The 21,578-nt window shown below is 75.1% G+C and carries 15 protein-coding genes; 5 read left to right on the forward strand and 10 right to left on the reverse strand.

The features are described from left to right. Nucleotides 1-25: 25 nt before the first annotated feature. The 4 genes from PP1_RS00760 to PP1_RS00775 all read right to left on the reverse strand — a co-directional run bounded on the left by PP1_RS00760 (nt 26) and on the right by PP1_RS00775 (nt 3,107). The gene (locus tag PP1_RS00760; protein WP_075294959.1) at nt 26-253 is read right to left on the reverse strand and encodes an acyl-CoA carboxylase epsilon subunit; all 228 of its coding nucleotides are present in this window, start codon (nt 251-253) and stop codon (nt 26-28) included. Further along, nucleotides 250-1,833 carry an acyl-CoA carboxylase subunit beta gene (locus PP1_RS00765; protein ID WP_010230831.1) on the reverse strand — a complete coding sequence of 528 codons (1,584 nt, stop codon included), beginning with the start codon at nt 1,831-1,833 and terminating at the stop codon, nt 250-252. Before PP1_RS00765 ends, PP1_RS00760 begins: the two co-directional genes overlap by 4 nt. Nucleotides 1,834-1,876: 43 nt before the next feature. Then, entirely contained in the window at nt 1,877-2,518 is a 642-nt protein-coding gene (locus tag PP1_RS00770) for a helix-turn-helix transcriptional regulator (RefSeq protein WP_075294961.1), read from the reverse strand. Between the two features lie 331 nt (nt 2,519-2,849). After that, the gene (locus PP1_RS00775) at nt 2,850-3,107 is read right to left on the reverse strand and encodes a hypothetical protein (RefSeq protein WP_139323888.1); all 258 of its coding nucleotides are present in this window, start codon (nt 3,105-3,107) and stop codon (nt 2,850-2,852) included. Between the two features lie 412 nt (nt 3,108-3,519). Between PP1_RS00775 and PP1_RS00780 the strand changes: the two genes are divergently transcribed. Both PP1_RS00780 and PP1_RS00785 read left to right on the forward strand, forming a co-directional pair. Beyond that, entirely contained in the window at nt 3,520-6,276 is a 2,757-nt protein-coding gene (locus PP1_RS00780) for a LuxR C-terminal-related transcriptional regulator (RefSeq protein ID WP_170918898.1), read from the forward strand. Between the two features lie 76 nt (nt 6,277-6,352). Continuing rightward, the gene (locus tag PP1_RS00785) at nt 6,353-8,329 is read left to right on the forward strand and encodes a LuxR family transcriptional regulator (protein ID WP_060722050.1); all 1,977 of its coding nucleotides are present in this window, start codon (nt 6,353-6,355) and stop codon (nt 8,327-8,329) included. Here the strand turns inward: PP1_RS00785 and pabB are convergent. Further along, a complete protein-coding gene (pabB, locus tag PP1_RS00790) occupies nt 8,263-10,590 on the reverse strand; it encodes an aminodeoxychorismate synthase component I (RefSeq protein ID WP_249265996.1) in 2,328 nt (775 codons plus the stop codon). The genes PP1_RS00785 and pabB overlap by 67 nt on opposite strands. Nucleotides 10,591-10,730: 140 nt before the next feature. On the opposite strand from pabB, the gene PP1_RS00795 reads away from it, so the two are divergent. The 3 genes from PP1_RS00795 (at nt 10,731) to PP1_RS00805 (ending at nt 14,980) form a co-directional block, all read left to right on the forward strand. Then, nucleotides 10,731-11,549 carry an aminotransferase class IV gene (locus PP1_RS00795; protein ID WP_075315098.1) on the forward strand — a complete coding sequence of 273 codons (819 nt, stop codon included), beginning with the start codon at nt 10,731-10,733 and terminating at the stop codon, nt 11,547-11,549. A 77-nt stretch (nt 11,550-11,626) separates the two neighbouring features. Beyond that, entirely contained in the window at nt 11,627-12,640 is a 1,014-nt protein-coding gene (locus PP1_RS00800) for a LacI family DNA-binding transcriptional regulator (protein ID WP_075314289.1), read from the forward strand. A 123-nt stretch (nt 12,641-12,763) separates the two neighbouring features. After that, the gene (locus PP1_RS00805; protein ID WP_010233751.1) at nt 12,764-14,980 is read left to right on the forward strand and encodes a cytochrome P450; all 2,217 of its coding nucleotides are present in this window, start codon (nt 12,764-12,766) and stop codon (nt 14,978-14,980) included. A gap of 53 nt (nt 14,981-15,033) precedes the next feature. Here PP1_RS00805 and PP1_RS00810 read toward each other — a convergent pair whose 3' ends face one another. The 5 genes from PP1_RS00810 to iolD all read right to left on the reverse strand — a co-directional run bounded on the left by PP1_RS00810 (nt 15,034) and on the right by iolD (nt 21,578). Then, nucleotides 15,034-16,194, reverse strand: coding sequence for a Gfo/Idh/MocA family protein (locus PP1_RS00810; protein ID WP_010233754.1), 1,161 nt, complete (start codon nt 16,192-16,194; stop codon nt 15,034-15,036). A 3-nt stretch (nt 16,195-16,197) separates the two neighbouring features. After that, nucleotides 16,198-16,545: a universal stress protein gene (locus PP1_RS00815; protein ID WP_010233757.1), complete on the reverse strand. Its 348-nt coding sequence runs from the start codon at nt 16,543-16,545 to the stop codon at nt 16,198-16,200. Nucleotides 16,546-16,572: 27 nt separating this feature from the next. Continuing rightward, nucleotides 16,573-17,991 (reverse strand): sugar porter family MFS transporter, encoded by a 1,419-nt coding sequence (locus PP1_RS00820; RefSeq protein WP_010233759.1) that lies wholly within the window; start codon nt 17,989-17,991, stop codon nt 16,573-16,575. A 129-nt stretch (nt 17,992-18,120) separates the two neighbouring features. Beyond that, nucleotides 18,121-19,653 carry a CoA-acylating methylmalonate-semialdehyde dehydrogenase gene (locus PP1_RS00825; RefSeq protein ID WP_010233761.1) on the reverse strand — a complete coding sequence of 511 codons (1,533 nt, stop codon included), beginning with the start codon at nt 19,651-19,653 and terminating at the stop codon, nt 18,121-18,123. A 14-nt stretch (nt 19,654-19,667) separates the two neighbouring features. Further along, a complete protein-coding gene (gene iolD / locus PP1_RS00830) occupies nt 19,668-21,578 on the reverse strand; it encodes a 3D-(3,5/4)-trihydroxycyclohexane-1,2-dione acylhydrolase (decyclizing) (RefSeq protein WP_050802433.1) in 1,911 nt (636 codons plus the stop codon).

Below are 21,578 nucleotides of genomic sequence, written 5' to 3' on the forward strand. Positions count from 1 at the left end.
GTGGTCCCGGCACCGGAGGAGGAGCTCAGCGGGCGGCCCCGGCCCGGCCCGCGGTGGACCCGGCCCAGCTCGCCGGGGACTGGTAGCCGCCGGGCCCGGCCCAGGTCGTGGGACGGCGCCGGGGCGCCTCCGGGGCGCCGTCCGCACGGCCGGCCAGGGCCAGCAGCGCCACGGTCACCGCCGCGACCTCGGCCGGATCCGGGTGACCGGCGGTGATCCTGATCCGCGGGGCGGCGTCCGTCGCGGCGCTCACGTCGGCGGGTTCCCGTGCTTGCGGACCGGCAGGTCCGTGCGCTTGGCCCGCAGCATCGCGAGCGCGTCGACCAGGGCCGAACGGGTGTCGGCCGGGTCGATGACGTCGTCGACGAGTCCGGCCTCGGCCGCGTAGTACGGGTGCATGAGGTCGTTGCGGTACTGCTTGATCCGCTGGGCGCGGGCGATCTCGGGGTCGGGTGCGGCCGCGATCTCGCGCCGGAAGACGACGTTGGCCGCGGCCTCGGCGCCCATGACCGCGATCTCGTTGGTCGGCCAGGCCAGGGACAGGTCCGCGCCGATCGAGCGGGAGTCCATCACGATGTACGCGCCGCCGTAGGCCTTGCGCAGGATGAGCTGCACCCGCGGGACGGTGGCGGCGCAGTAGGCGTAGAGCAGCTTGGCGCCGTGCCGGATGATGCCGCCGTGCTCCTGGTCGCCGCCGGGCAGGAAGCCCGGGACGTCGACGAGCGTCACCAGCGGGATGCTGAAGGAGTCGCAGGTGGAGACGAACCGGGCCGCCTTCTCCGAGGCGTGGATGTCGAGCACCCCGGCCAGCGACGCCGGCTGGTTCGCGACGATCCCGACGGTGTGCCCGTCGAGCCGGGCGAGCCCGCACACGATGTTGGTCGCCCACCCGGCGTGCACCTCGAACAGGTCGCCGTCGTCGACCACCTCGGCGACGACGTCGCGCATGTCGTACGCGCGGGTGGTGTCGGCGGGGACGATGTCGAGCAGCGACGGGGTGGCGCGGTCCGGCGGGTCCGCCGTGGGCGCGACCGGGGGCTGCTCGCGGTTGTTCGACGGCAGCAGCGACACGAGGTGCCGGACGTCGGCGAAGCAGGACTCCTCGTCGTCGTACACGAAGGCGCTGGCCCCGGACTCGGTGCTGTGCACCTCCGCGCCGCCGAGCTCCTCGTGGGTGATGTCCTCGCCGGTCACGGCCGACACCACGTCCGGTCCGGTGATGTACATCTGGGCGATGTCGCGGACCATGAACACGTAGTCGGTCAGGGCGGGGGAGTAGGTCGCACCCCCGGCGCACGGGCCGAGCATCACGCTGATCTGCGGGACGACGCCCGAGGCCCGGACGTTGCGCCGGAAGATCCCGCCGTAGCCGGCCAGTGCGGTGACGCCCTCCTGGATCCGGGCGCCCGCACCGTCGCTCAGGCTGATCAGCGGGGCACCGGCCGACTCGGCCAGGTCCATCACCTTGTGGATCTTGGTCGCGTGCGCCTCGCCGAGCGAGCCGCCGAAGATCCGGAAGTCGTGGGCGTAGACGAACACGGTGCGGCCGTCGATCGTGCCCCAGCCGGTGACGACGCCGTCGGTGTGCGGTCGCCGGTCCTCGAGCCCGAACCCGGTGGCGCGGTGCCTGCGGAACTGCTCGATCTCGCGGAAGCTGCCCTCGTCGAGCAGCATCGCCAGGCGCTCGTGCACCGTGAGCTTGCCGCGGGCGTGCTGCTGTTCGGTCGCCCTGGCGGACGGGCCGGACCGGGCCTGCTCGCGGGCCGCGTGCAACTCGGCCACCCGCGACCGCAGGTCGGCCGTGGTGGTCTGGATGTCGTCGGTGGCGGTCATGTCCTCACCCCTCGCCTCGGGCCGTCGGCGTCACGTCACGTGGTCACTTCACGTGGTCGGGAACGACCTGGGGCGGCCAGGACCCCAGCTCGAAGAAACCCATCGAGTAGGCCTTGGAGATCAGTGCCGGCCGGTTCTTGACCTTCATCTTCCGGAGCAGCGCGGTCACGTGGTACTCCACGCCGCCGCGGCTGAGGAACAGGGTGGAGGCCAGCTGCACGGTGGAGGCTCCGGAGGCGACGCCCTCGAGGATCTTGGCGTCCATGTCCGAGAGCAGCCGGCGCGGCCCGCTCCTGGCCGACGACGGCTCGGCGTCACCGGTGCGGAGCACGGCGACGACACCCTCGACCCGGCCGGCGTTCCGCGCGATCGCGGTCGCCATCAGGTCGCCCTGGAGCGACGAGTCGGGCCCCGCGAGGGCGACCGACCGCTCCTGGAACCGGGGCTGCTGACCGTCCAGCAGCCGCTCCATCTGGTGGCGGACGCGGGTACGGATGCTCGCGTCCAGCAGGTCGCAGAACGCCGACCCGCACACGTCACCGGAGCCGATGTCGCACATCCGGCGGAACATCTCCTGATTCGCCGCGACCACGCGCAGACCCCGGTCGAGCGATACCATGCACGCACTGGTGGATTCCTGGGAAATTCGCTCGTCGGTGGCGCCGTCGTATGGCAGTGCTCGCATGGAATAACTCCCCGAAGTTCAACGGAACGCGCTGTTCCGGGAGCGGACCGGACAGTCGCGGTAGCCGTTCTCGATAACCGATTTCGACCGTATGGAGGACACTCGACGGGGGTCAACGGCTCCCGGACGTAAGCGCTTAACACTGTGGCATCGGAGGTACGGGGGTTCGGTGGGGTGCGGTACGGTGTGTGAGCTGGATCACTACGGTGCGGGGTGCGGACACTATGGTTCTGCTGGTCGCCACCGTGGTCCGCGTGCGCGCCCGGCGGGTGCGCGAGATGTGCTGCCGGCGGTCGTGCGGGGCCGCTCCGGCGCTCCGCAGTGCGGGTGCTCAGTGCTGCACGAGACCGGCTTCCTGCAGGTCGGCCAGCCAGTCGTCCATCATGTCCCGCATCCACCAGGGATCGGCGTCCCAGAGCTCGGCGAGGTGCGCGGCCGCGTCGCCGAGGTTCCAGGCGGACCGGCACAGGGCGATCCACATGGCGGTGCCGAGCTCGTCGCACATCAGCCGGTCGTCGTGCCCCGGGTGCCCCAGCTCCATCCAGCCGGTGTCGAGTACCCGGACGGTCAGTCCTGGAACCGGTTCCACGTCCATCCCCCTCGGTGCCGGACGGGGTCCGTCCGTGAATCCGTGGCCGACCGGATCGCCGGTCGGCCGCACTGCCGACATGATGTGTTCACGTTCGCCGTCCTCGATCGTCATCGCGGTGGACTATGCCTTCGGCGAAACCCGGATACCACCAGTATCCACTGCGCGGATCGAACCCGCACTGCCCGGAGCGGACGAAGAACGGGTGTTTTCCCGGTGCGTTCCGTAGTCGGGTGGCGTCCGACCGAGGTGCTCCGTTCCCCACCGGACGGGGGCCGTAAGGTCATGATCGACTTGTTCCCGTCCGTGGTGTCGGAGGTCGCATGAGCGTCGAGGGCGTACCCGAGGGCACCGGCCGCCGCGCGGACCCGGACACCACCCGGGCCCCGGTACGTCGGCGGGGATGCCGCTGATGCCCCGGCCGGTGCTGGTCGACCGCGACGACGACCTCGGTGCCGTCGACGCGGCGGTCGACCGCGCCGTCGGCGGGTCGGGGAGCCTGCTCGTGTTCACCGGCCCGCTCGGCATCGGGCGCACCGCGCTGCTCGACGAGTGCGCGCGCCGCGGCACCGCCCGCGGGGTGCGGGTGCTGCGCGCCCGCGGCACCGACGACGAGCGCGGCGTCCCGCTCGGCACCGCCCGGCGCCTGCTCGCCGTCGCCCCCACCGACCTGCCCGGACGCGCCGCCCACGGGGACTTCGAGGCCCTGCACGCCGAGCTGGCCGCGCACGCGGCCGACGGGCCGGTGCTGCTGCTCGTCGACGACGCGTCCCGCTGCGACGCGGACTCGCTGCGCTGGTTCGCCTTCCTCGGCCACCGCCTGGCCGGGCTGCGGGTGACGATCGTGCTCACGGCGCTGGACGGCGACGGCGGCCACGACGGCGGCGCCGGCCCGGTCCCGGCGGACCTGGCGGGTCAGGCCGGCGCGGTGCGTCCGCTGCGCCCGCTCTCGGACGGGGCGGTCGCCGTCGCCGCCCGGGCCGGGCTCGGCCGGGACGCGACGCCGGTCGTCGTCACCGCGCTCGCCGAGGTGACGGGCGGGAACCCGCTGTTCCTCGCCGAGGTGGTGGAGGAGGTCGCGGCCGGCCCGCAGGGCTGTCCGGAGACGCTGGCGCACCGGGTGCGCGAGTGCGCCCCGGCGCGGTTGCGGGACCGGCTCGCCTGCGCCGTGCGGCGGATGCCCGAACCGGAGCGCCGGTACCTGACCGCGGTCGCCGCTGCGGGTGACGTCACCGACGACACGATGCTCGGCCGGCTCGCCGGGCTGGACGCCACCGACACCGCCGCCGCCGGGTCCGTCGCCCGGCGGATGGGGCTCACCGGGCCCGCGGAGCACCGGCTGCGGCACCGCGTCGTCGGCGACGCCCTGGACGTCGTCCAGTCCTCGGGCCAGCGCCGCGACACCCACCTCCGGGCGGCGGAGCTGCTGCGTGACTTCGGCGGGTCCTCCGACCGGGTCGCCCTGCACCTGCTCGCGGTCGGCGGACCGGCGCCGGGCTGGGCGATCGACGCGCTGCGCGAGGCCGCGGGGCCCGCCGCCGGACGCGGCGAGCCGTGGACCGCGATCCGCTACCTGCGGCACGCGCTGCTCGCCGAGCCGGGCGAGGCCGAGCGGGCCCGCGTGCTCGTCGACCTGGCCGGTCTGGAGCGGTGCCTGGACGCCGGGCTCGCCCTGCGCCGGGTCGTCCAGGCGGTGCCGTTGCTCGGGCCGGTGCGTGACCGGGCCGAGGCGCTGTGCCGGGTCACGCCGCTCGCGCTGGAGGGCGCGGCGCCCCCGGTGATCGCGATGCTCCGGGGGGTGGCCGGGGAGCTGGGACGCGCCGTCGCCGGGGACACCGGGGACGCCGCGGGCCGCGAGCTCGCGCTGCGGCTGGAGGCCCGGCTGCACTACGTCGACAAGCACACCCGCGCCGGGCTGTCCGCCGCGGCCGCCCGCCTCGACGAGCTCGAACGGCGTCCCGGTGGGCTACCCCTCGACACCCCGGGCGAGCGGGAGCTCGCCTGCGTCCTGGTCCACTCCGCCGCCGTCGGCGGTCACCGCCCGGCGGCCCGGGTGGCGGCGGTGTGCCGGGCCGTCCTGGCCCGCGAGCCGGCGTCGTCGGAGCACGTGCACAGCACCGTCGGGATGCTGGTGACCTGCCTGTGCATGGCGGACGCGGTCGAGGACCTCCCGGCCTGGCTGTCGGTCGCGGCCGGGCACGCGCGGACCGAGCGGGCCGGCGTCGCCGAGGCCGTGATCCGCGCCGAGCTCGCCGCGGTGCTCCTGTGCTCCGGGCGCCCCGCGGAGGCCGAGGAGGAGGTGCGGCGCTCGGTCGACCTCGTCGACGACCTGGCCGACGACTCCCTGCTGCCCGGCATGGTGCTCGCGCCGGTCCTGACCGCGGTGCACCACCCCTCCGGCGCCGAGCGGGTCCTGGCCCGGTACGGCGCCGCCCCGTCGGTCCCGCCGGGCTTCGGCGCCTGCCTGCAGATGCTGCGGGCCCGCGCCGCGGTCGAGGCCGGCGACGCGGACACCGCTCTGGAGTACTGCCTCGACGCCGGACGCCGGTTCGAGCGGGCCGGCTGGACCGCGACGCCGGTGCCGTGGCGCCCGTGGGCGGTGGAGATCCTCGCCGGGCGTGGCCGGTGGCCGGAGGCCAGGGCGCTCGCCGAGCAGGAGGTGGCCCGCGCCCGCCGCTGGGGGGCACCGACGCAGCTGGGCCGGGCCCTGCGGATGCTCGGGGAGCTGTCCGCTCCCGCCCGGGCCGGCGAGCTCCTCACCGAGGCGGTCACGGTCCTGGACACCGCCGGTGACCGCACCGAGTCCGACCGGGCGGTCCGGGCGGTGGCCGCGCACCGGGACCGGGCCGCCGATCCCGGCACCGGGCCGCTCCCGCGGACGCCCCGCGCCCCGGCGGAACCGCCGCGCGGCCACGACCCGGCCGGAGCACCGGCGCCGGCGGGCCACCCCGGCGGCGATGCCCGGCCCGCCCCTGCCCTGACCCGGTCCGAACGGCGGGTCGCGACCCGCGCCGCGCAGGGCCGCACCAACCAGGAGATCGCCGGTGACCTCGCCGTCAGCGTCCGCGCCGTCGAGAAGCACCTGACCGGCGTCTACCGCAAGCTGGGGGTGTCCGGCCGGGCCGCGCTCCGCCGGGTCTGGGAGGGCGGGTCCGATCGCATCGCCTGACCCCGCCGACACCGTCCCGGCCGCGCCGCCGTCCGTCCGCAGCGCGGTCGCGACGCTGCGCGACGAGCCGTCCGGCGTGGTCGCCCTGGCCCGGGCCGCCGCGGTACTCGGCCCGGACACGACCGCCCCCACCCGCGCCCGGGTGGCCGGGCTCGACGACGCCGAGTCCAGCCGCGCCGCCGAACGGCTCGCGGAGCTGGGCGTGCTCGACGGGACCCGGTTCCGGCACGAGCGGGTGCGCGACGCGGTCCTCGCGGACGCCGGCGACGACCGGCTCCGGCAGGTGCACGCCCGCGCCGCCCGGGTGCTCGACTCCGAGGGCGCCCCGCTGGAGCGGGTGGCGGAGCACCACCTCGCGGCCGGCCCGCCGCAGGACGGCGGTGTGGTCGAGCTGCTGCACGTCGCCGCGTCGCGGGCCGAGCAGCGCGGCGACCGCGCACACGCGACCGCCCTGCTGGAGCACGCCCTCACCGGCCCGGTGACCGGACGCCGGCGTGCCGCCCTGCTGGTGGACCTGGGCGTCAGCCGGCGGGTCGTCGCGCCGGCGACGGCGCACGGCCACCTCGTCGACGCACTGGCCCTGCTGCCCTCCGCGCGGGAACGGGCCGAGGTGCTCGCGCACACCGTGCCCCTGCTGTCCGGGACCGATGCCGCGGGCCTGCTCCGGACGCTCGACGACGGCCTGCGGGACCTCGCCGCAGGGACCGTCGGCGCCGGGACGCCGGAGGACCGCGAGCTGCGGCGGCGCCTGGAGGCGCTGCGGCTCTACGCGGCCTCCGAGGACACCGCGCACGTCGGCCGGGTCTGGGACTGGGTGGCGCGGACCGATCCCGGCGCGCTGGGCGCCGGGACCGGCGCCGACGCGCTGCGCGGCGCGCACCTGTTCTTCTCCGCGCTGGGCCTGCACGACGACGCCGCGACGGTCGCCGCCCGGACCGTGGAGGTGCTGCGCGGCGACCTCGACGACAGCGCGTACTTCCAGCCGATCCGGATGGGGGCGCTCGGCCTGCTGTCCTGGACCGAGGCCGACGCCGACCTCGACGCCGTCCACCGTCGTGCCCTCGACGCGGCGCACCGCCGGAACCGCCCCGACGTCGAGGCGTTCCTGCGCGGGGTCCGCTCGCTGCTGCGCCTGCGGTGCGGCCGGGTCCCCGAGGCGCTCGCCGACGCCCGCGCCTCGCTCGACGTCCTCACCGGGGAGGTCAGTGGTGAGGCGCGGTTGATGGTCCTCTACTCGGCGGCGCTCGCGCTGGTCGAGCTCGGCGAACCGGAGGAGGCCGGGCGGCTGCTCAGCTCGGGCGTCCCCGACGGCACGTCCGACCGGACCTGGCGGTGGAGCTGCCTGCTCGACGCCCGTGCCGCCGTCCTGGCGGCGACCGGGCGGACCCGGGAGGCGCTCGCGCTGTCGCTGGAGTCCGGGCGCCGCCTGACGGCCGTCGGGATCGTCAACCCGGCCGCGCTCGACTGGCGGCGGCGGGCCGCCGAGCTGCACCACGACCTCGGTGAGCACGAGGCGGCGCTGGCCGTGGCCGGGGAGCACCTCGCGCTCTGCCGGCGCTGGGGCACCAGCGGGCACGTCGGCGGGGCGCTGCGGGTGCTCGGGGTCGTGCAGGGCGGGGAGCGCGGGCTCGCGACGCTGCGCGTGGCCCGCGCCGAGCTGGCCGCGTCGCCGCGGGTGCTCGACCGGGCGCGGTGCACCGTCGACCTGGGCGCTCTGGTGCGGGAGCACGGCGGCGTGGGGGAGGCGCGGGCCCTGCTGCGGCACGGGCTGGACCTGGCCGACGAGTGCGGGGCGCCGGTGCTCGCCGGCCGTGCCCGCGCGGAGCTGGCCGCCGCCGGTGGCCGGATGCGCCGTTCCGGGCCGTCCCCGCTGACCCCGGCCGAGGTCGACGTCGCCCGGCTCGCCGCCGGGGGAGCGACCAACCGGGACATCGCCGGGACGCTCGGCGTCACGCAGCGCGCGGTCGAGGGTCACCTCACCCGGTGCTACCGGAAGCTGGGCATCGGTGGCCGGGCGGAGCTGCCGTCGTCGCCGGCCGACGGGGTCTCCTGACGGTCCGGCGCGTCCGGCGGGCCGGCCCCGGGGGCGCGGCCGGGGAACTCCGCCCCGAGCAGCGCCAGTACGGGGGTCGCCTTGACCGCGGTCTCCTCGAACTCCGCCGCCGGGTCGGACAGCGCGATCACCGCGCCGCCGACGCCGTAGCGGAGCCGGTCCCCGCTCAGGACGGCCGTCCGGATCACGATGCTCAGGTCCACCGTGCCCGTCACCGACAGGTAGCCGACGGCACCCGAGTAGACCCCGCGCGGGCCGGCTTCCAGCCGGTCGAGGATCCGCATCGTGCGGACCTTCGGGGCACCCGTCATGGACCCGCCGGGGAACGCGGAGCGCACCGCGGCGACCGGGCTCGTCCCGGGCCGCAGCCGGGCCCGCACCGTGCTCACCAGCTGGTGGACGGTCGGGTAGGACTCGATGTCGAACACCGGGCCGGCGACGACCGAACCGACCTCCGCGCAGCGGCCCAGGTCGTGCCGCACCAGGTCGACGATCATCAGGTTCTCGGCCCGGTCCTTCTCCGACGTCGCGAGCTCGGCGCGCAGCCGCGCGTCCTGCGCGGGTGATGCGCCACGCGGCCGGGTCCCCTTGATCGGCTTCGACTCCACGACGCCGTCCCGGCCGATCCGCAGGAACCGCTCCGGGGAGCTGCTCAGCACGGCGGTGCGCCCGAAGTGCAGGAACGACGCGAACGGTGCCCGGTTCGCCCGGCGCAGCCGCCGGTACGCGGACCAGGGGTCCAGCCGCACCCCGGCCTCGACCATGTTGGTCAGGCAGATCTCGTAGGTCTCCCCGTCGAGGATCTCGTCCTGGCAGGCGCGGACCAGGTCGAGGTAGGTCCCGCGGTCGTGCCGCAGCCGGACGGGGGCGGGGTCCGCCACGACGTCCGGGACGGGATCCGGCTCGCGTCCGGCCGCGCCCGCGAGGGTCGCCGCGGCGGCGCCGAGCCATTGCCGGGCGGCGGTGTCGTCGCCGCACTCGGCCAGCGCCAGCAGGTACCCGGAGCCGTCCTCGTGGTCGAGGACGAGGGCGCGGTCGCAGAACACCATCGACGCGTCCGGGTCGGGCGAGCGGTGCACGGCCTCGCCGCCGCACTCGGCCTTCAGCTCGTAGCCGAGGTAGCCGACCCAGCCGGGGGCGAAGTCGAACGGCAGCTCGGGGACCTCCGCCCGGATCCCGGCGAGGTCGCGCTCCAGCCAGTCCAGGAACGGCGACGGGACGACCTCGCGGCCGCTGCGTGTGGTCACCGTGACCGTCCCCGCGTGCACGTCGGCCTCGGCGGTGCGGCCCAGCGGGCCCGACGCGTCGCCCATCGCGGACAGCCGGCCGAGCGGTCCGCCGGGTCTGCTGCTGTCCAGCCAGAACGGGTGGTGCCCGGTGCGGAACAGCCGGTCGAACGCGACCTCGCCGTCGATCCCGGACGGCACCCGCTCGACGAGGACGCGGAGGCGGCGCGACGGGTCCGGGCCGCCCCGGTCGCCGCGATCGGGCCGACGGTGCCCCGGGGAACCCGGCCCGGCGGGGGCCGCGCCCGGTCCGGGGCCGCCCGCTCCGCCCGGACCGTGGGACCCGGCCGCGGACCCCGTCCGGCCGGTGGCCGCACGATCCGGCGCCGGTGTGCGCCGTGGCCGGTCCGCGCGGTCCGCCCACCGCAGGGTCAGGTCACGGAAGTTCCGCAGCAGCGCCGTCCCGTCGAGGGTGCCGATCGACTCCGGGTGGAACTGCACCCCCCACAGCGGCAGCGTGCGGTGCCGCAGTGCCATCAGCACCCCGTCCGGTGTCCACGCCGTCGCCGCGAGCGCCGCGGGCAGGTCCGTGACCGCAAGCGAGTGGTAGCGGACCACCTCGATCGGCGACGGCAGGCCGGCGAACAGCCCCGTCCCGTCGTGGTGGACCGGGGAGCTGCGGCCGTGCCGGGGCTCCGGCGCCCGCCCGACCCGCGCCCCGTGGGTGAGCGCGATCGTCTGGTGCCCCAGGCAGACCCCGAGCACCGGGACCCGGTCCTGGGCGGCGAGCTCCGCGCAGATCCCGACGTCCGCCGGCCGGTGCGGGGTGCCCGGTCCGGGGGAGAGGACGACCTGGTCGAACCCGTCGAGCAGTGCGGACCGCCACGCCGGGTCGTCGTTGCGGACCACCTCGGGCTCGCACCCGTTCACCCGGCTCAGCTGGTGGAACAGGTTGTAGGTGAACGAGTCGTGGTTGTCGACCAGGAGCGTGCGGATCCCCGCCCCGGGCGACGACGTGTCCCGCGCGGTGCTCACCGGCGCTCCTCTCGATGCGTGCCGGCCGGATCGGCCCGGCGGGTACGGGTCGGTGACGAGTGTGGACGCCGGCCCGCGGACGTCGTCGGTCAGGGCCGGTGCGGTCCGTCACCCCGGACGGGTGTGACACCGTCCCCGCCATGGCCGCACCCTCCGCGGGACACACCCCCGGCACCGACGACGACCGGGTGCTCCGCGCACTGGCGACCACCGGCTACGGGCACTTCACGACGATGCTCGTCACCGACGGCCGGGTCCGCGGCCTCGACCTGCACCTCGACCGGCTGGCCCGGGACTCCCGCGCGTTGTTCGGGACCGTCCCGGACCGCGACGCCGTGTGCGGGCGGATCCGGGCGGTGGCGCCGGGCGACGGCGCCGTCGTCGTCCGGGTGTCGGTCGCCGATCCCGCGCTCGGGCTCGCCACGATCGGTGCGCCTGCCGACCCGCGGATCGCCGTGACCGCCCGGCCCGCACCGCAGGCTGCGCCGCCCCCGCTGCGCGTGCGGACGGTCGGGCACCAGCGGTACCTGCCCGAGGTCAAGAGCGTCGGCCTGTTCCCCACGATGCACCTGCGCCGTCTCGCGAGCCGCGACGGGTTCGACGACGTCCTGCTCACCGACGGACGCGGCACGGTGCTGGAGGGGAGCACCTGGAACGTCGGGTTCGTGGCGGGGAACCGGGTGGTCTGGGCCGCGGGCCCGGTGCTCGCCGGTGTCACCCGCACCCTGCTGCGGGACGCGCTGCGGGAACCCCCCGCGGAGCTCCCCGGCGTCGACGACCGGGAGGAGACCGTCCGCACGGCCGACCTGCCCCGGTTCGAGGCCGCCTTCGCCACGAACGCGACCGGGATCCGCCCGATCGCCGCGATCGACGACACCCCCTTCCCCACGACCCACCCCGTCCTGACCACCCTGACCGACCTGTACGCCTCCCTCCCCACCACCCCGATCCCCGCCTGATCACGGATCGGGCAGCGAGGCGGCCGGATCCGGCCGGGATCCTTCCCGATCCGTGATCACCGGGTAGGTTCCCGGGCATGGGTGGTGCGGCCGGGGGGCGGCGCCCCACGCTCGACGACGTCGCCGCCGTCGCCGGGGTGTCGCGGGCGATGGTGTCGATCGTGCTGCGTGGTGCGGCGGGCTCGCGCCCGGCGACCCGGGAGAAGGTGCTCGCGGCGGCCGAGCGCGTCGGGTACCGGCCGGACGCGCGGGCCCGGCTGCTCGCCAGCGGGAGCGCGCGGCAGATCGGTGTCGTCCTCGGCCTCTCCGGGCGCTTCCACGCCGAGCTGCTCGACGGCCTCTACCGCGCCGCCGGCGCCGTCGGTCACGAGCTGATCCTGTCCGCGATGACCCCGGAGCGCGACGAGCGCGCCGCGGTCGAGACGCTGCTGGACTTCCGCTGCGAGGCCGCGATCCTCCTCGGCCACGACCTGGACCGGGTGCCGGTGGTGGCCGGCCGGATGCCCGTCACCGTCGTCGGCTGCCGGGTGCCCGACCCGTCGGTGGACGTCGTGCGGACCGCGGACCCGGTGGGCATGCGGCTGCTCGCCGACCACCTCGCCGGGGCCGGGCACACCCGGATCGCGCACGTCGACGGCGGGAGCGGCCCGATCGCGTCGTCGCGCCGGTCGGCCTACCGCACGGCGCTGCGGGAGCGGGGGCTGCGCGCCGGGGGCGTCGTCGTGCCCGGCGGTGACAGCCTCGACGCGGGGGTCCGCGCCGCCCGCGCCCTGCTCCGCCTGCCGGAGCTGCCCACCGCCGTGATCGGCTTCAACGACGACGTCGCCGCCGGCCTGGTCGAGGGGCTGCTGGCGCGCGGCGTCCGGGTCCCCGGCGACGTGTCCGTCACCGGCTGGGACGACAGCGCGCTCGCCCGGCTGCCCGAGGCCGGCCTCACGACGGTCCGCCAGGACCCGGACGAGCTGGCCCGCCTCGCGGTCGGGCGCAGCGTCGCACGGCTGCGGGGAGAGCGGCCGGAGCCCCGCGAGATCGTCCTGACCCCGGAGCTGGTGGTCCGCGGCTCGACCGCGCACCCGCCGCCGGGTACCTGACCGGTCCGGCGGGAGAGCCCCGCGCGGATCCGTTGACGCCTCGCTTTGAAGCGCTCTAATCTCCTCGTTGGAGCGCTTCAATCGCTCCTCGACGACACGTGCCCGTGGCCGGAGGAGGCTTCCATGACGGCAGTCCAGTACGACCCGTTCGACCCGGACTTCTATCCGGCCGATCCGTTCTCGGTGTACCGGCGGATGCGCGACGAGGCGCCGGTCCACTACAGCGAGCGCTACGGCTGGTACGCGCTGACCCGGTTCGACGACGTGCGCGACGCCATCACCGACGCGGACACCTTCCGCAGCTTCGAGGGCATGGACATCGACGACTCCCGGCTCGAGCACGTCCCGCCGGGCTCGATCGGGTCGATGGACAACCCGCGCCACGACCAGGTCCGCCAGGTCGTGCAGCCGTTCTTCGTGCCGCGCCGGGTCGCCCACCTGGAGGAGGGCGTCCGCGGTGTCGTCCGGGAGCTCGTGTCGTCGTGGGCGGGCCGGGACCGGATCGACATCGGCGAGGAGCTCGCCTGGCCGATGCCGTTCGACGTATTCTTCCACCTGATGGGGTTCCCCGGCCGGGCCGAGGCGACCGACGCCGACCGGGCCCACCGCGCGCAGCTCGAGCACTGGACGCACGAGCTCAAGGACCGCGTCCCCGGCACCCCGCACCTGGGCCCGAAGGCGAAGGTGGCCACGCCGAAGGTCCAGCAGTACTTCGTCGACGTGCTCGAGTCGCGCCGCCGCCGGGGCCGCGACGACCTCATGACGACGATGGTGCACGCCGAGATCGACGGCGAGCCGTTCGTGCCGGGCGAGATCACCCCGGTCTCCGAGATCAGCGGCCTGATGATGATCCTCTTCCTCGGCGGGGTGGAGTCCACCGCCGGGCTGGTCACCACGATGTTCAAGCTCCTCGCCGAGAACCCGGACCAGCTCGCGCTGCTGCGCTCCGACCCGTCGCTGATCCCGGCCGCGGTCGAGGAGACGATGCGCTGGGCGACCCCGCTGCAGCTCACCGCCCGCACCACCGCGCGCGAGGTGACCCTGCACGACGTCACCCTCCCGGCGGGCTCGCGGGTCGTGCTGGTGCCCGGCGCGGCCAACCGGGACGACCGCCGCTTCCCCGACCCCGACCGGTTCGACATCACCCGCCCGCCCGGCCGGCACGTCGGGTTCGGCGAGGGCGTGCACGGCTGCCTCGGCGCGCCGCTGGCCCGGCTGGAGGCGCGGATCGCCCTGGAGGAGGCGCTGCCCCTGCTCGGGAACTTCGCCCTCGACGGCGAGCCGCGCTTCTACGCCAGCAGCCCGAACATGTACGTCTGGAAGACGATGCCGCTCGCGCTCGACGCGCCGGTGCCGTCCGCGCCGGAACCGTCGCGCCGCCGCCCGGCGCCGCGGGCCGAGCCCGAGATCGAGGCGACGGTCGTCGCCAAGGAGGCCGTGGCCGACGGCGTCGTGACCCTGACCCTGCGGGCCGCCGACGGTGCGCCGCTGCCCGGGTGGGCGCCGGGCGCGCACGCCGACCTCGTCTGCGGCGGGGCGCAGGCCCGGCAGTACTCGCTGTGCGGCGACCCGGCCGACACCGGTACCTGGCGGCTCGGCGTGCTCCGCGAGGCGGACGGGCGTGGCACGTCCCGGCACGTGCACGACACCCTCGCCGCGGGCGACACCGTGCGGCTGCGCGGGCCCCGCAACAACTTCCCGCTGGCCTGCTCGCGCCGCTACCTGTTCGTCGCGGGCGGCATCGGGATCACCGCGATCCTGCCGATGATCGCCGCCGTGGACGCGCTCGGCGCGGACTGGCACCTCGTCTACGGCGGGCGGCGGCGGGCGTCGATGGCGTTCCTCGACGAGCTCGCCCGCTACGGCGACCGGGTCTCGGTCGTCCCGCAGGACGAGGCCGGTCTGCTCGACCTGGACACGCTGCTGGGCACGCCGCGCGACGACACGCTCGTCTACTGCTGCGGGCCGGAGCCGCTGCTCGCGGCGGTGGAGCAGCGGTGCGCGGGCTGGCCGGACGGCGCGCTGCACGTCGAACGGTTCAGCCCGAAGCCGCAGGCCGGACCGCGGCGCAGCACGGCGTTCGAGGTGGAGCTGGTCCGGACCGGGGTGACCCTGACCGTGCCGCCGGAACGGTCGGTGCTCGACGTCGTCGAGTCCGCGGGCGCGACGGTGCTCTCGTCGTGTGCGGAGGGCACCTGCGGCACCTGCGAGACTCCGGTGATCGCCGGCGAGGTCGACCACCGTGACTCGGTCCTCGACGACGGGGAGCGGGCCCGCGGCGACTGCATGATGATCTGCGTGTCCCGGTCCTGCTCGGACCGGCTGGTGCTGGACCTGTGACGCGACGGCGCCGCCGGTCGCCGGGGGACCGGCGGCGCCCCGCGGGGAGCGGGTCAGTGCTCGACGTCGACCCAGGCGCGCTCGTCGACCGACCGCGCGACGGCGTCGAGCACCCGGGCCGCGGCCAGCGCGTCGTCGATGGTGGCGCCGCCGCTGCGCCCCTCGGCGATGCCGGCCAGGAACGCCGCGCACTCCGACACCTTGAGGTCGTCGAAGCCGGTCGGGTTGCCCGCGCCCGGCTGGAACAGCCCGAAGTCGCCGTCGCCCGGCGCGGCGGCCCAGGTGGTCGCCGGCTGGTCGACGTAGCGGTCCCCGGCCGCGACGACGAGCTCGCCCGGCCGCCGGAAGTCGAACGAGAGGAGGCCCCGCGTCCCGTGGATCTCGAACCCGTAGTCGTTCTGGTCGCCGGCGGCGACCCGGCTGGCCTCCAGCGTGACGATCGACCCGGCGCCGATCCGGCCGAGGACCGAGACGAAGTCCAGGTTCTCCACTTCGCCCGTGGGGGAGTCCGCGTCGCCCCGGACGTACTGGCTCGCCCCCGCCCCGGCGAGCGGGCGCCGCGGGACGAACCGTTCGCCGTCGGCGACGACCGTGGTGAGGTCGCCGACCAGGAACCGGACCAGGTCGACGCCGTGCACGGCGAGGTCGTTGAGCACGCCGGAGCCGCCGTGCTCCCGGGTGAACCGCCAGCTCAGCACGCCGTACGGGTCGGCGGCGAAGTCGGTGAGCAGCCGGAACCGGGCGTGCGTGAGCGTGCCGAGTGTGCCCGCGTCGATGACCCGCTTCGCGCGGGCGACGGCCGGGACCATCCGGTAGTTGAAGCCGACGGTCGCGCACACCCCGGCCCGGTGCACCGCGTCGGCGACGGCGGCGGTGTCCGCCGTGGACAGACCGACCGGCTTCTCGATCCAGAGGTGCTTGCCGGCCTCGGCGACGGCGACGCCGATCTCCCGGTGTCTGCTGTTCGGCGCCGCGCAGCTGACGGCCTCGACCTCCGGGTCGGCGACGAGGTCCTCCCAGCGGGCGTGACCGCGGGCGAAGCCGTAGCGCGCCCGGTGGTCGGCCACGGCCGCCGCCACGGGATCGGCCACCGCGACCGGACGGGGACGCCGCGCGAGGTCCGGGACGTGGTGCGGGACCCGGGCGTACGCGCGGGCGTGCAGGTGGCCCATCCAGCCGGCGCCGACGACGCCGATCCCGATCTCGTCGCCCACGGCTCAGCCCTCCGGCTTCACGGCGACGACGGGGACCGGGCTCTCCAGCAGCAGCCGCTGCGAGATGCTGCCGAGCAACGCCTTGCTCAGGCGGTTGCGGCGGCGCAGCCCGATGACGAGGCGCTGCACGTCGCCGCGCTCGTCGATCTCGTCGAGGACGGCGTCGGCGGGGTCGCGGTCCCCGGGGCCGCGACGCTCCAGGACGGTGACGCCCGGCCCGGCGTCGGGGATCGGCTCCAGGGTCAGGTTCAGCAGCACCAGCGCGGTGCCGAGCAGTTCGGCCTCGGTGGCACCGGCCGTCCGGGCCGCCCGGCCCTCGGCCCCGGCGCTCACGGCGACGAGCACGCTCATGGTCTCTCCCTCCTCGTACGGGGATGCTCAGGCGTAGCGGGAGCGGAACTCGGCCTCGAGCTGCTCCAGGGTGCGGCCCCGGGTCTCCGGGACCGTGCGGACGGTGAAGACGATCGCGGCGACGCCGAGCGCCGCGAACAGGAAGAACGAGTTGGCGATGCCGATGGCCTCGACGACCGGCGGGAACAGCAGCGCCACCAGGGCGTTCGCGATCCAGAGCACGAACACGCTGATGCCGATCGCGAGGCTGCGGATCTTCAGCGGGTAGATCTCGGACAGGATCAGCCAGACCAGCGGCCCGATCGTCCCCTGCATGCAGAACACGAACGCCACGACGAACACCAGGATGAACCAGGCCTTCGCCGGCCCGTCGGGCAGCAGCAGCGCCGACAGCCCGACCAGCACGTGGAACGTCGTGGTCAGCACGAACCCGCCGACGAGCATCCGCCTGCGGTCGATCTTGTTGATCAGCAGGATGCCGACGGTGATGCCCAGGACCGAGAACAGGCCGTTGAGGGTGTTGGCCAGGATCGCGGCGTTGGCCGAGAAACCCGCGTCGGCGAGCAGCTGGGTCCCGTAGTACATGATCGAGTTGATGCCGGTGGCCTGCTGGAAGACGCCCAGCCCGGCGCCGATCAGGATGAGCCTGCGGATCCAGCGCACACCGAGATCGGTGGCACCGCCGGTGCGGGCGGTCGTCTCCTCCTCGGCGAGCCGGTGCACCTCCGCCATCTCGGCCTCGGCCCGCTCGGTGCTGCGCACCTGCCTGAGGACGGCGAGCGCCTCGTCCTCGCGGCCCTGCGCGACCAGCCAGCGCGGGCTCTCCGGCATCCGCAGCATCCCGACGAACAGCACGATCGCGGGGGCGACGGCGACGAGCAGCATGACCCGCCAGATCCAGTCGATCTCGCCCCACACGTTGTAGATCAGGGCGTTGACCACGAACGCGGCGAACTGGCCGGAGACGATCATGACCTCGTTCCGGGTGACCAGGCCGCCGCGCCGCTCCACCGGGGCGATCTCGGCCAGGTAGACGGGGACGGTCGCCGACGCGCCACCGACGGCCAGGCCCAGGATCAGCCGGAACAGGGCGAGGACCTGCCAGTTCGGGGCGAGGACGCACCCGATCGTCCCGATCATGAACACGACGGCGAGCAGCAGGATGTTGTGCCGCCGGCCGTGCCGGTCGGACAGCATCCCGCCGAACAGGGCGCCGAACGCCGCACCGAAGATCAGGATGCTGACGACGAAGCCCTCGGTGAGCGGGGTCAGGCCCAGGTCGCGGGTGAGCGGCTCCAGCGCTCCGTTGATGACGCCGGTGTCGTAGCCGAACAGCAGCCCGCCGAACGTGGCGATGACGGTGATCAGGCCGAGGCGTGCCGAGTGCGGCCCGCGGACGTCCGGGGGCAGACCGGCGGGAGTGTTCGTCGCGCCGTGAGCGCTCATGGTTCCTCCACATCGAGGCGCGGCGGACGAGGACAGGGGTGACCGCCGGGCGGCCGGCCGCGAGCGGGGCCCGGTGGGATCGACGGGGGACCGGGTGGCCGCCGTCCACCGGCGGTCACCCGGGGCGGATCAGGTGTTGGTGGGGAAGCCCAGGTTCACGCCGGCGTGGCCGGGGTCGAGCCAGCGGGTGGTGACGACCTTGCCGCGGGTGAAGAAGTGGACGCCCTCGGTGCCGTGGGCGTGGGTGTCGCCGAACAGCGAGTTCTTCCAGCCGCCGAAGCTGTAGTAGGCCATCGGCACGGGGACGGGCACGTTGATGCCGATCATGCCGACCTCGACCTCGTTCTGGAAGCGGCGGGCGGCGCCGCCGTCGTTGGTGAACAGGGCGGTGCCGTTGCCGTAGGGATTGGCGTTGACCAGGTCGACGGCCTCGGCGTAGGTGCCGACCCGGATCACCGACAGGACGGGCCCGAAGATCTCGTCGCCGTAGATGCTCGACTCGGTGGAGACGTGGTCGAACAGGGTGGGGCCGACGAAGAAGCCGCCGGCGGTGCCGGGGGCGGCGTCGGCGTCGAACTCGCCCGTCCGTCCGTCGACGACGAGGGTGGCACCGGAGGCGACGCCGGCGTCGATGTAGCCGGTGACGCGTTCCTGGGCGGCGCGGGTGACGAGCGGTCCCATGTCGCTGGCACGGCGGCCGTCGCCGGTGCGCAGTGCCTCGGCCCGGTCGGCGATCTTGCCGACGAGGGTGTCGGCGATGTCGCCGACGGCGACCAGCGCGGAGACGGCCATGCAGCGCTCGCCCGCGGAGCCGAACCCGGCGTTGATCGCCTGGTCGGCGGCGAGGTCGAGGTCGGCGTCGGGCAGGACGACCATGTGGTTCTTCGCGCCGCCGAGTGCCTGGACGCGCTTGCCGTGCGCGGTGCCGGTCTCGTAGACGTAGCGGGCGATCGGGGTGGACCCGACGAACGAGATCGACTTGACGTCCGGGCTGGTGAGCAGGGTGTCGACGGCGGTCTTGTCGCCGCCGACGACGTTGAACACGCCGTCGGGCAGGCCGGCCTCGCGCCAGAGCTCGGCGATCCACAGGGCGGCGGAGGGGACCTTCTCCGACGGCTTGAGGACCACGGTGTTGCCCGCGGCGATCGCGACGGGGAAGAACCACATCGGGACCATCGCGGGGAAGTTGAACGGGCTGATGATCCCGACGACGCCGAGCGGCTGGCGCACGGAGTGGACGTCGACGCCGGTGGAGGCGTTCTCGGTGGCCGAGCCCTTGAGCAGGTGCGGCATGCCGCAGGCGAACTCGACGACCTCCTGTCCGCGGGCGACCTCGCCCGCGGCGTCGGAGGCGACCTTGCCGTGCTCGGCGGTGATCAGCGCGGCCAGCTCCGGGGCGCGGGCGTTGAGCAGCTCGCGGAACCGGAACAGGATCTGGGTGCGCCGGGTGAGGCTGGTGTCGCGCCAGCCCGGGAACGCGGCCTTCGCGGTGGCGATCACCGCGGCGGTCTCGTCGGCCGAGGCGAGGGGCAGGTGTGCGGTGACCGCGCCGGTGGCCGGGTCGGTCACGTCGGAGAACCGCCCGGAGGTGCCCTCGACGCGCTTCCCGCCGGCCCAGTGGTGCAGCGTCGGGACGTCGGTCTTCGGGAGCGTGCTCGTCATGATCCTCTTCTTCCTCAGGAGCTGCTGGGGCGCAGGTACGGGCGCTGGGTGGCCTTGTGCCCGTCGTAGACCGTGCGGGCGGACCGTGTCGAGTCGAGCTCGCTGACCTCGGACACCGGGACGTCCCACCAGGACGCCGAGTCCGGGGCGCCGATCAGCGGGTCGGTCTCGACGTGGATCACGGTGCTGTCGTCGGCGGTCTTGGCGGCCTTGATCGCGTCGGCGAACTCGGCCGGGGTGTGCGTGCGGATCACCCGCAGCCCGAAGCTCTCGGCGTTGGCGGCGAGGTCCAGCGGGAGCCGGTCGCCGTCGAGCCGTCCGGAGCCGGCCGAGCGGTAGCGGTAGCGGGTGCCGAACCGCTGCGAGCCGAGCTCCTCGGACAGCGCGCCGATGGAGGCGAAGCCGTGGTTCTGCACCAGCACGGTGATCACCTTGATGCCCTCCTGCACCGCCGTGGCGAGCTCGGTGGCCATCATGAGGTACGAGCCGTCGCCGACCATGACGAACACGTCGCGGTCCGGGCAGGCGAGCGCGACGCCCAGGCCGCCCGCGACCTCGTAGCCCATGCAGGAGTAGCCGTACTCGACGTGGTAGCCCTTCGCGTCCCGGGTCTGCCACAGCTTGTGCAGGTCACCGGGCATCGACCCGGCCGCGCACACGACGACGTCGCGCGGGTCGGACAGGTCGTTCACCAGGCCGATGACCTCGTTCTGGGTCAGCAGGCCACCGGCGCCACCCGCGGGGACCGCGGGGTGGAACGCGGCGTCGACGGTGGCGGCCCACTCGGCGTCGAGCCGGGTGTACTCCGCGACGTAGCCGTCGGCGACGCGGTGGCCGTCGAGCCGGGCGGTGAGCTCGGTGAGCGTCTCGCGGGCGTCGGCGACGACCGAGACCCCGGAGTGCTTCACCGCGTCGATCGGCGCCACGTTGACGTTCACGAACCGCACGTCCGGGTTCCGGAACGCGGTGCGGCTGGCGGTGGTGAAGTCGGAGTAGCGGGTGCCGATCCCGATCACCACGTCGGCGTCGGCGGCGATCGCGTTCGCCGTGGTGGTGCCGGTGGACCCGATGGCACCGAGGCACTGCGGGTGGTCGTGCACCAGGGTGCCCTTGCCGGCCTGGCTCTGCCCGGCCGGGATCCCGGTCGCGGCGCAGAACGCGGCAAGGGCGTCGGCGGCGGCGGAGTAGTGCACCCCGCCCCCGGCGACGACGAGCGGCCGCTGCGCGCCGCGGATGATCTCCGCGGCCTGGTCGACGGCCCACGACTCGGGCCGGGGGCGGGCGACGTGCCAGGTGCGCTCGGCGAACAGCTCGACCGGCCAGTCGTGGGCCTGGGCCTGCACGTCCTGCGGGAAGCAGACGGTGACGGCGCCGGTGGCGGCCGGGTCGGTGAGCACCCGCATCGCCGACAGCAGTGCGGCCGGCAGCTGCTCGGGGCGCCACACCCGGTCGAAGTACGCCGAGACCGGCCGGAACGCGTCGTTCACGGTGACGTCGCCGGCGTCGGGGCGTTCCAGCTCCTGCAGCAGCGGCGACGCGGCGCGGTCGGCGAAGGTGTCGGCGGGCAGCAGCAGCACGGGCAGCCGGTTGATCGTCGCCAGCGCGGCACCGGTGACCATGTTGGTCGCGCCCGGCCCGACGCTGGAGGACACCGCCCAGGTCCGCAGCCGGTCGTTCGCCCGGGCGTAGGCGACGGCGGTGTGCACCATCGCCTGCTCGTTGCGGCCCAGCACGTAGGGCAGCAGGTCCGGGTCGTGCAGTTCGGCCTGCAGCAGCGCCTGGCCGAGGCCCGCGACGTTGCCGTGGCCGAAGATGCCGAAGCAGCCCTCGAACAGCTTCTGCCGCACGCCGTCGCGCTCGCTGTACTGCGCGCCCAGGAACCGCACGGTCGCCTGGGCGACGGTGAGCCGGATCGTCTCGGGCAT

Source organism: Pseudonocardia sp. P1 (assembly GCF_000178675.2).
Classification (GTDB): domain Bacteria; phylum Actinomycetota; class Actinomycetes; order Mycobacteriales; family Pseudonocardiaceae; genus Pseudonocardia.

Coding starts and splice junctions, on each gene's coding strand:
- PP1_RS00765 (WP_010230831.1), bottom strand. CDS start 1,833: ATGACCGCCACCGACGACATCCAGACCACCACGGCCGACCTGCGGTCG.
- PP1_RS00770 (WP_075294961.1), bottom strand. CDS start 2,518: ATGCGAGCACTGCCATACGACGGCGCCACCGACGAGCGAATTTCCCAG.
- PP1_RS00780 (WP_170918898.1), top strand. CDS start 3,520: ATGCCCCGGCCGGTGCTGGTCGACCGCGACGACGACCTCGGTGCCGTC.
- PP1_RS00795 (WP_075315098.1), top strand. CDS start 10,731: ATGGCCGCACCCTCCGCGGGACACACCCCCGGCACCGACGACGACCGG.
- PP1_RS00800 (WP_075314289.1), top strand. CDS start 11,627: ATGGGTGGTGCGGCCGGGGGGCGGCGCCCCACGCTCGACGACGTCGCC.
- PP1_RS00805 (WP_010233751.1), top strand. CDS start 12,764: ATGACGGCAGTCCAGTACGACCCGTTCGACCCGGACTTCTATCCGGCC.
- PP1_RS00815 (WP_010233757.1), bottom strand. CDS start 16,545: ATGAGCGTGCTCGTCGCCGTGAGCGCCGGGGCCGAGGGCCGGGCGGCC.
- PP1_RS00820 (WP_010233759.1), bottom strand. CDS start 17,991: ATGAGCGCTCACGGCGCGACGAACACTCCCGCCGGTCTGCCCCCGGAC.
- PP1_RS00825 (WP_010233761.1), bottom strand. CDS start 19,653: ATGACGAGCACGCTCCCGAAGACCGACGTCCCGACGCTGCACCACTGG.
- iolD (WP_050802433.1), bottom strand. CDS start 21,578: ATGCCCGAGACGATCCGGCTCACCGTCGCCCAGGCGACCGTGCGGTTC.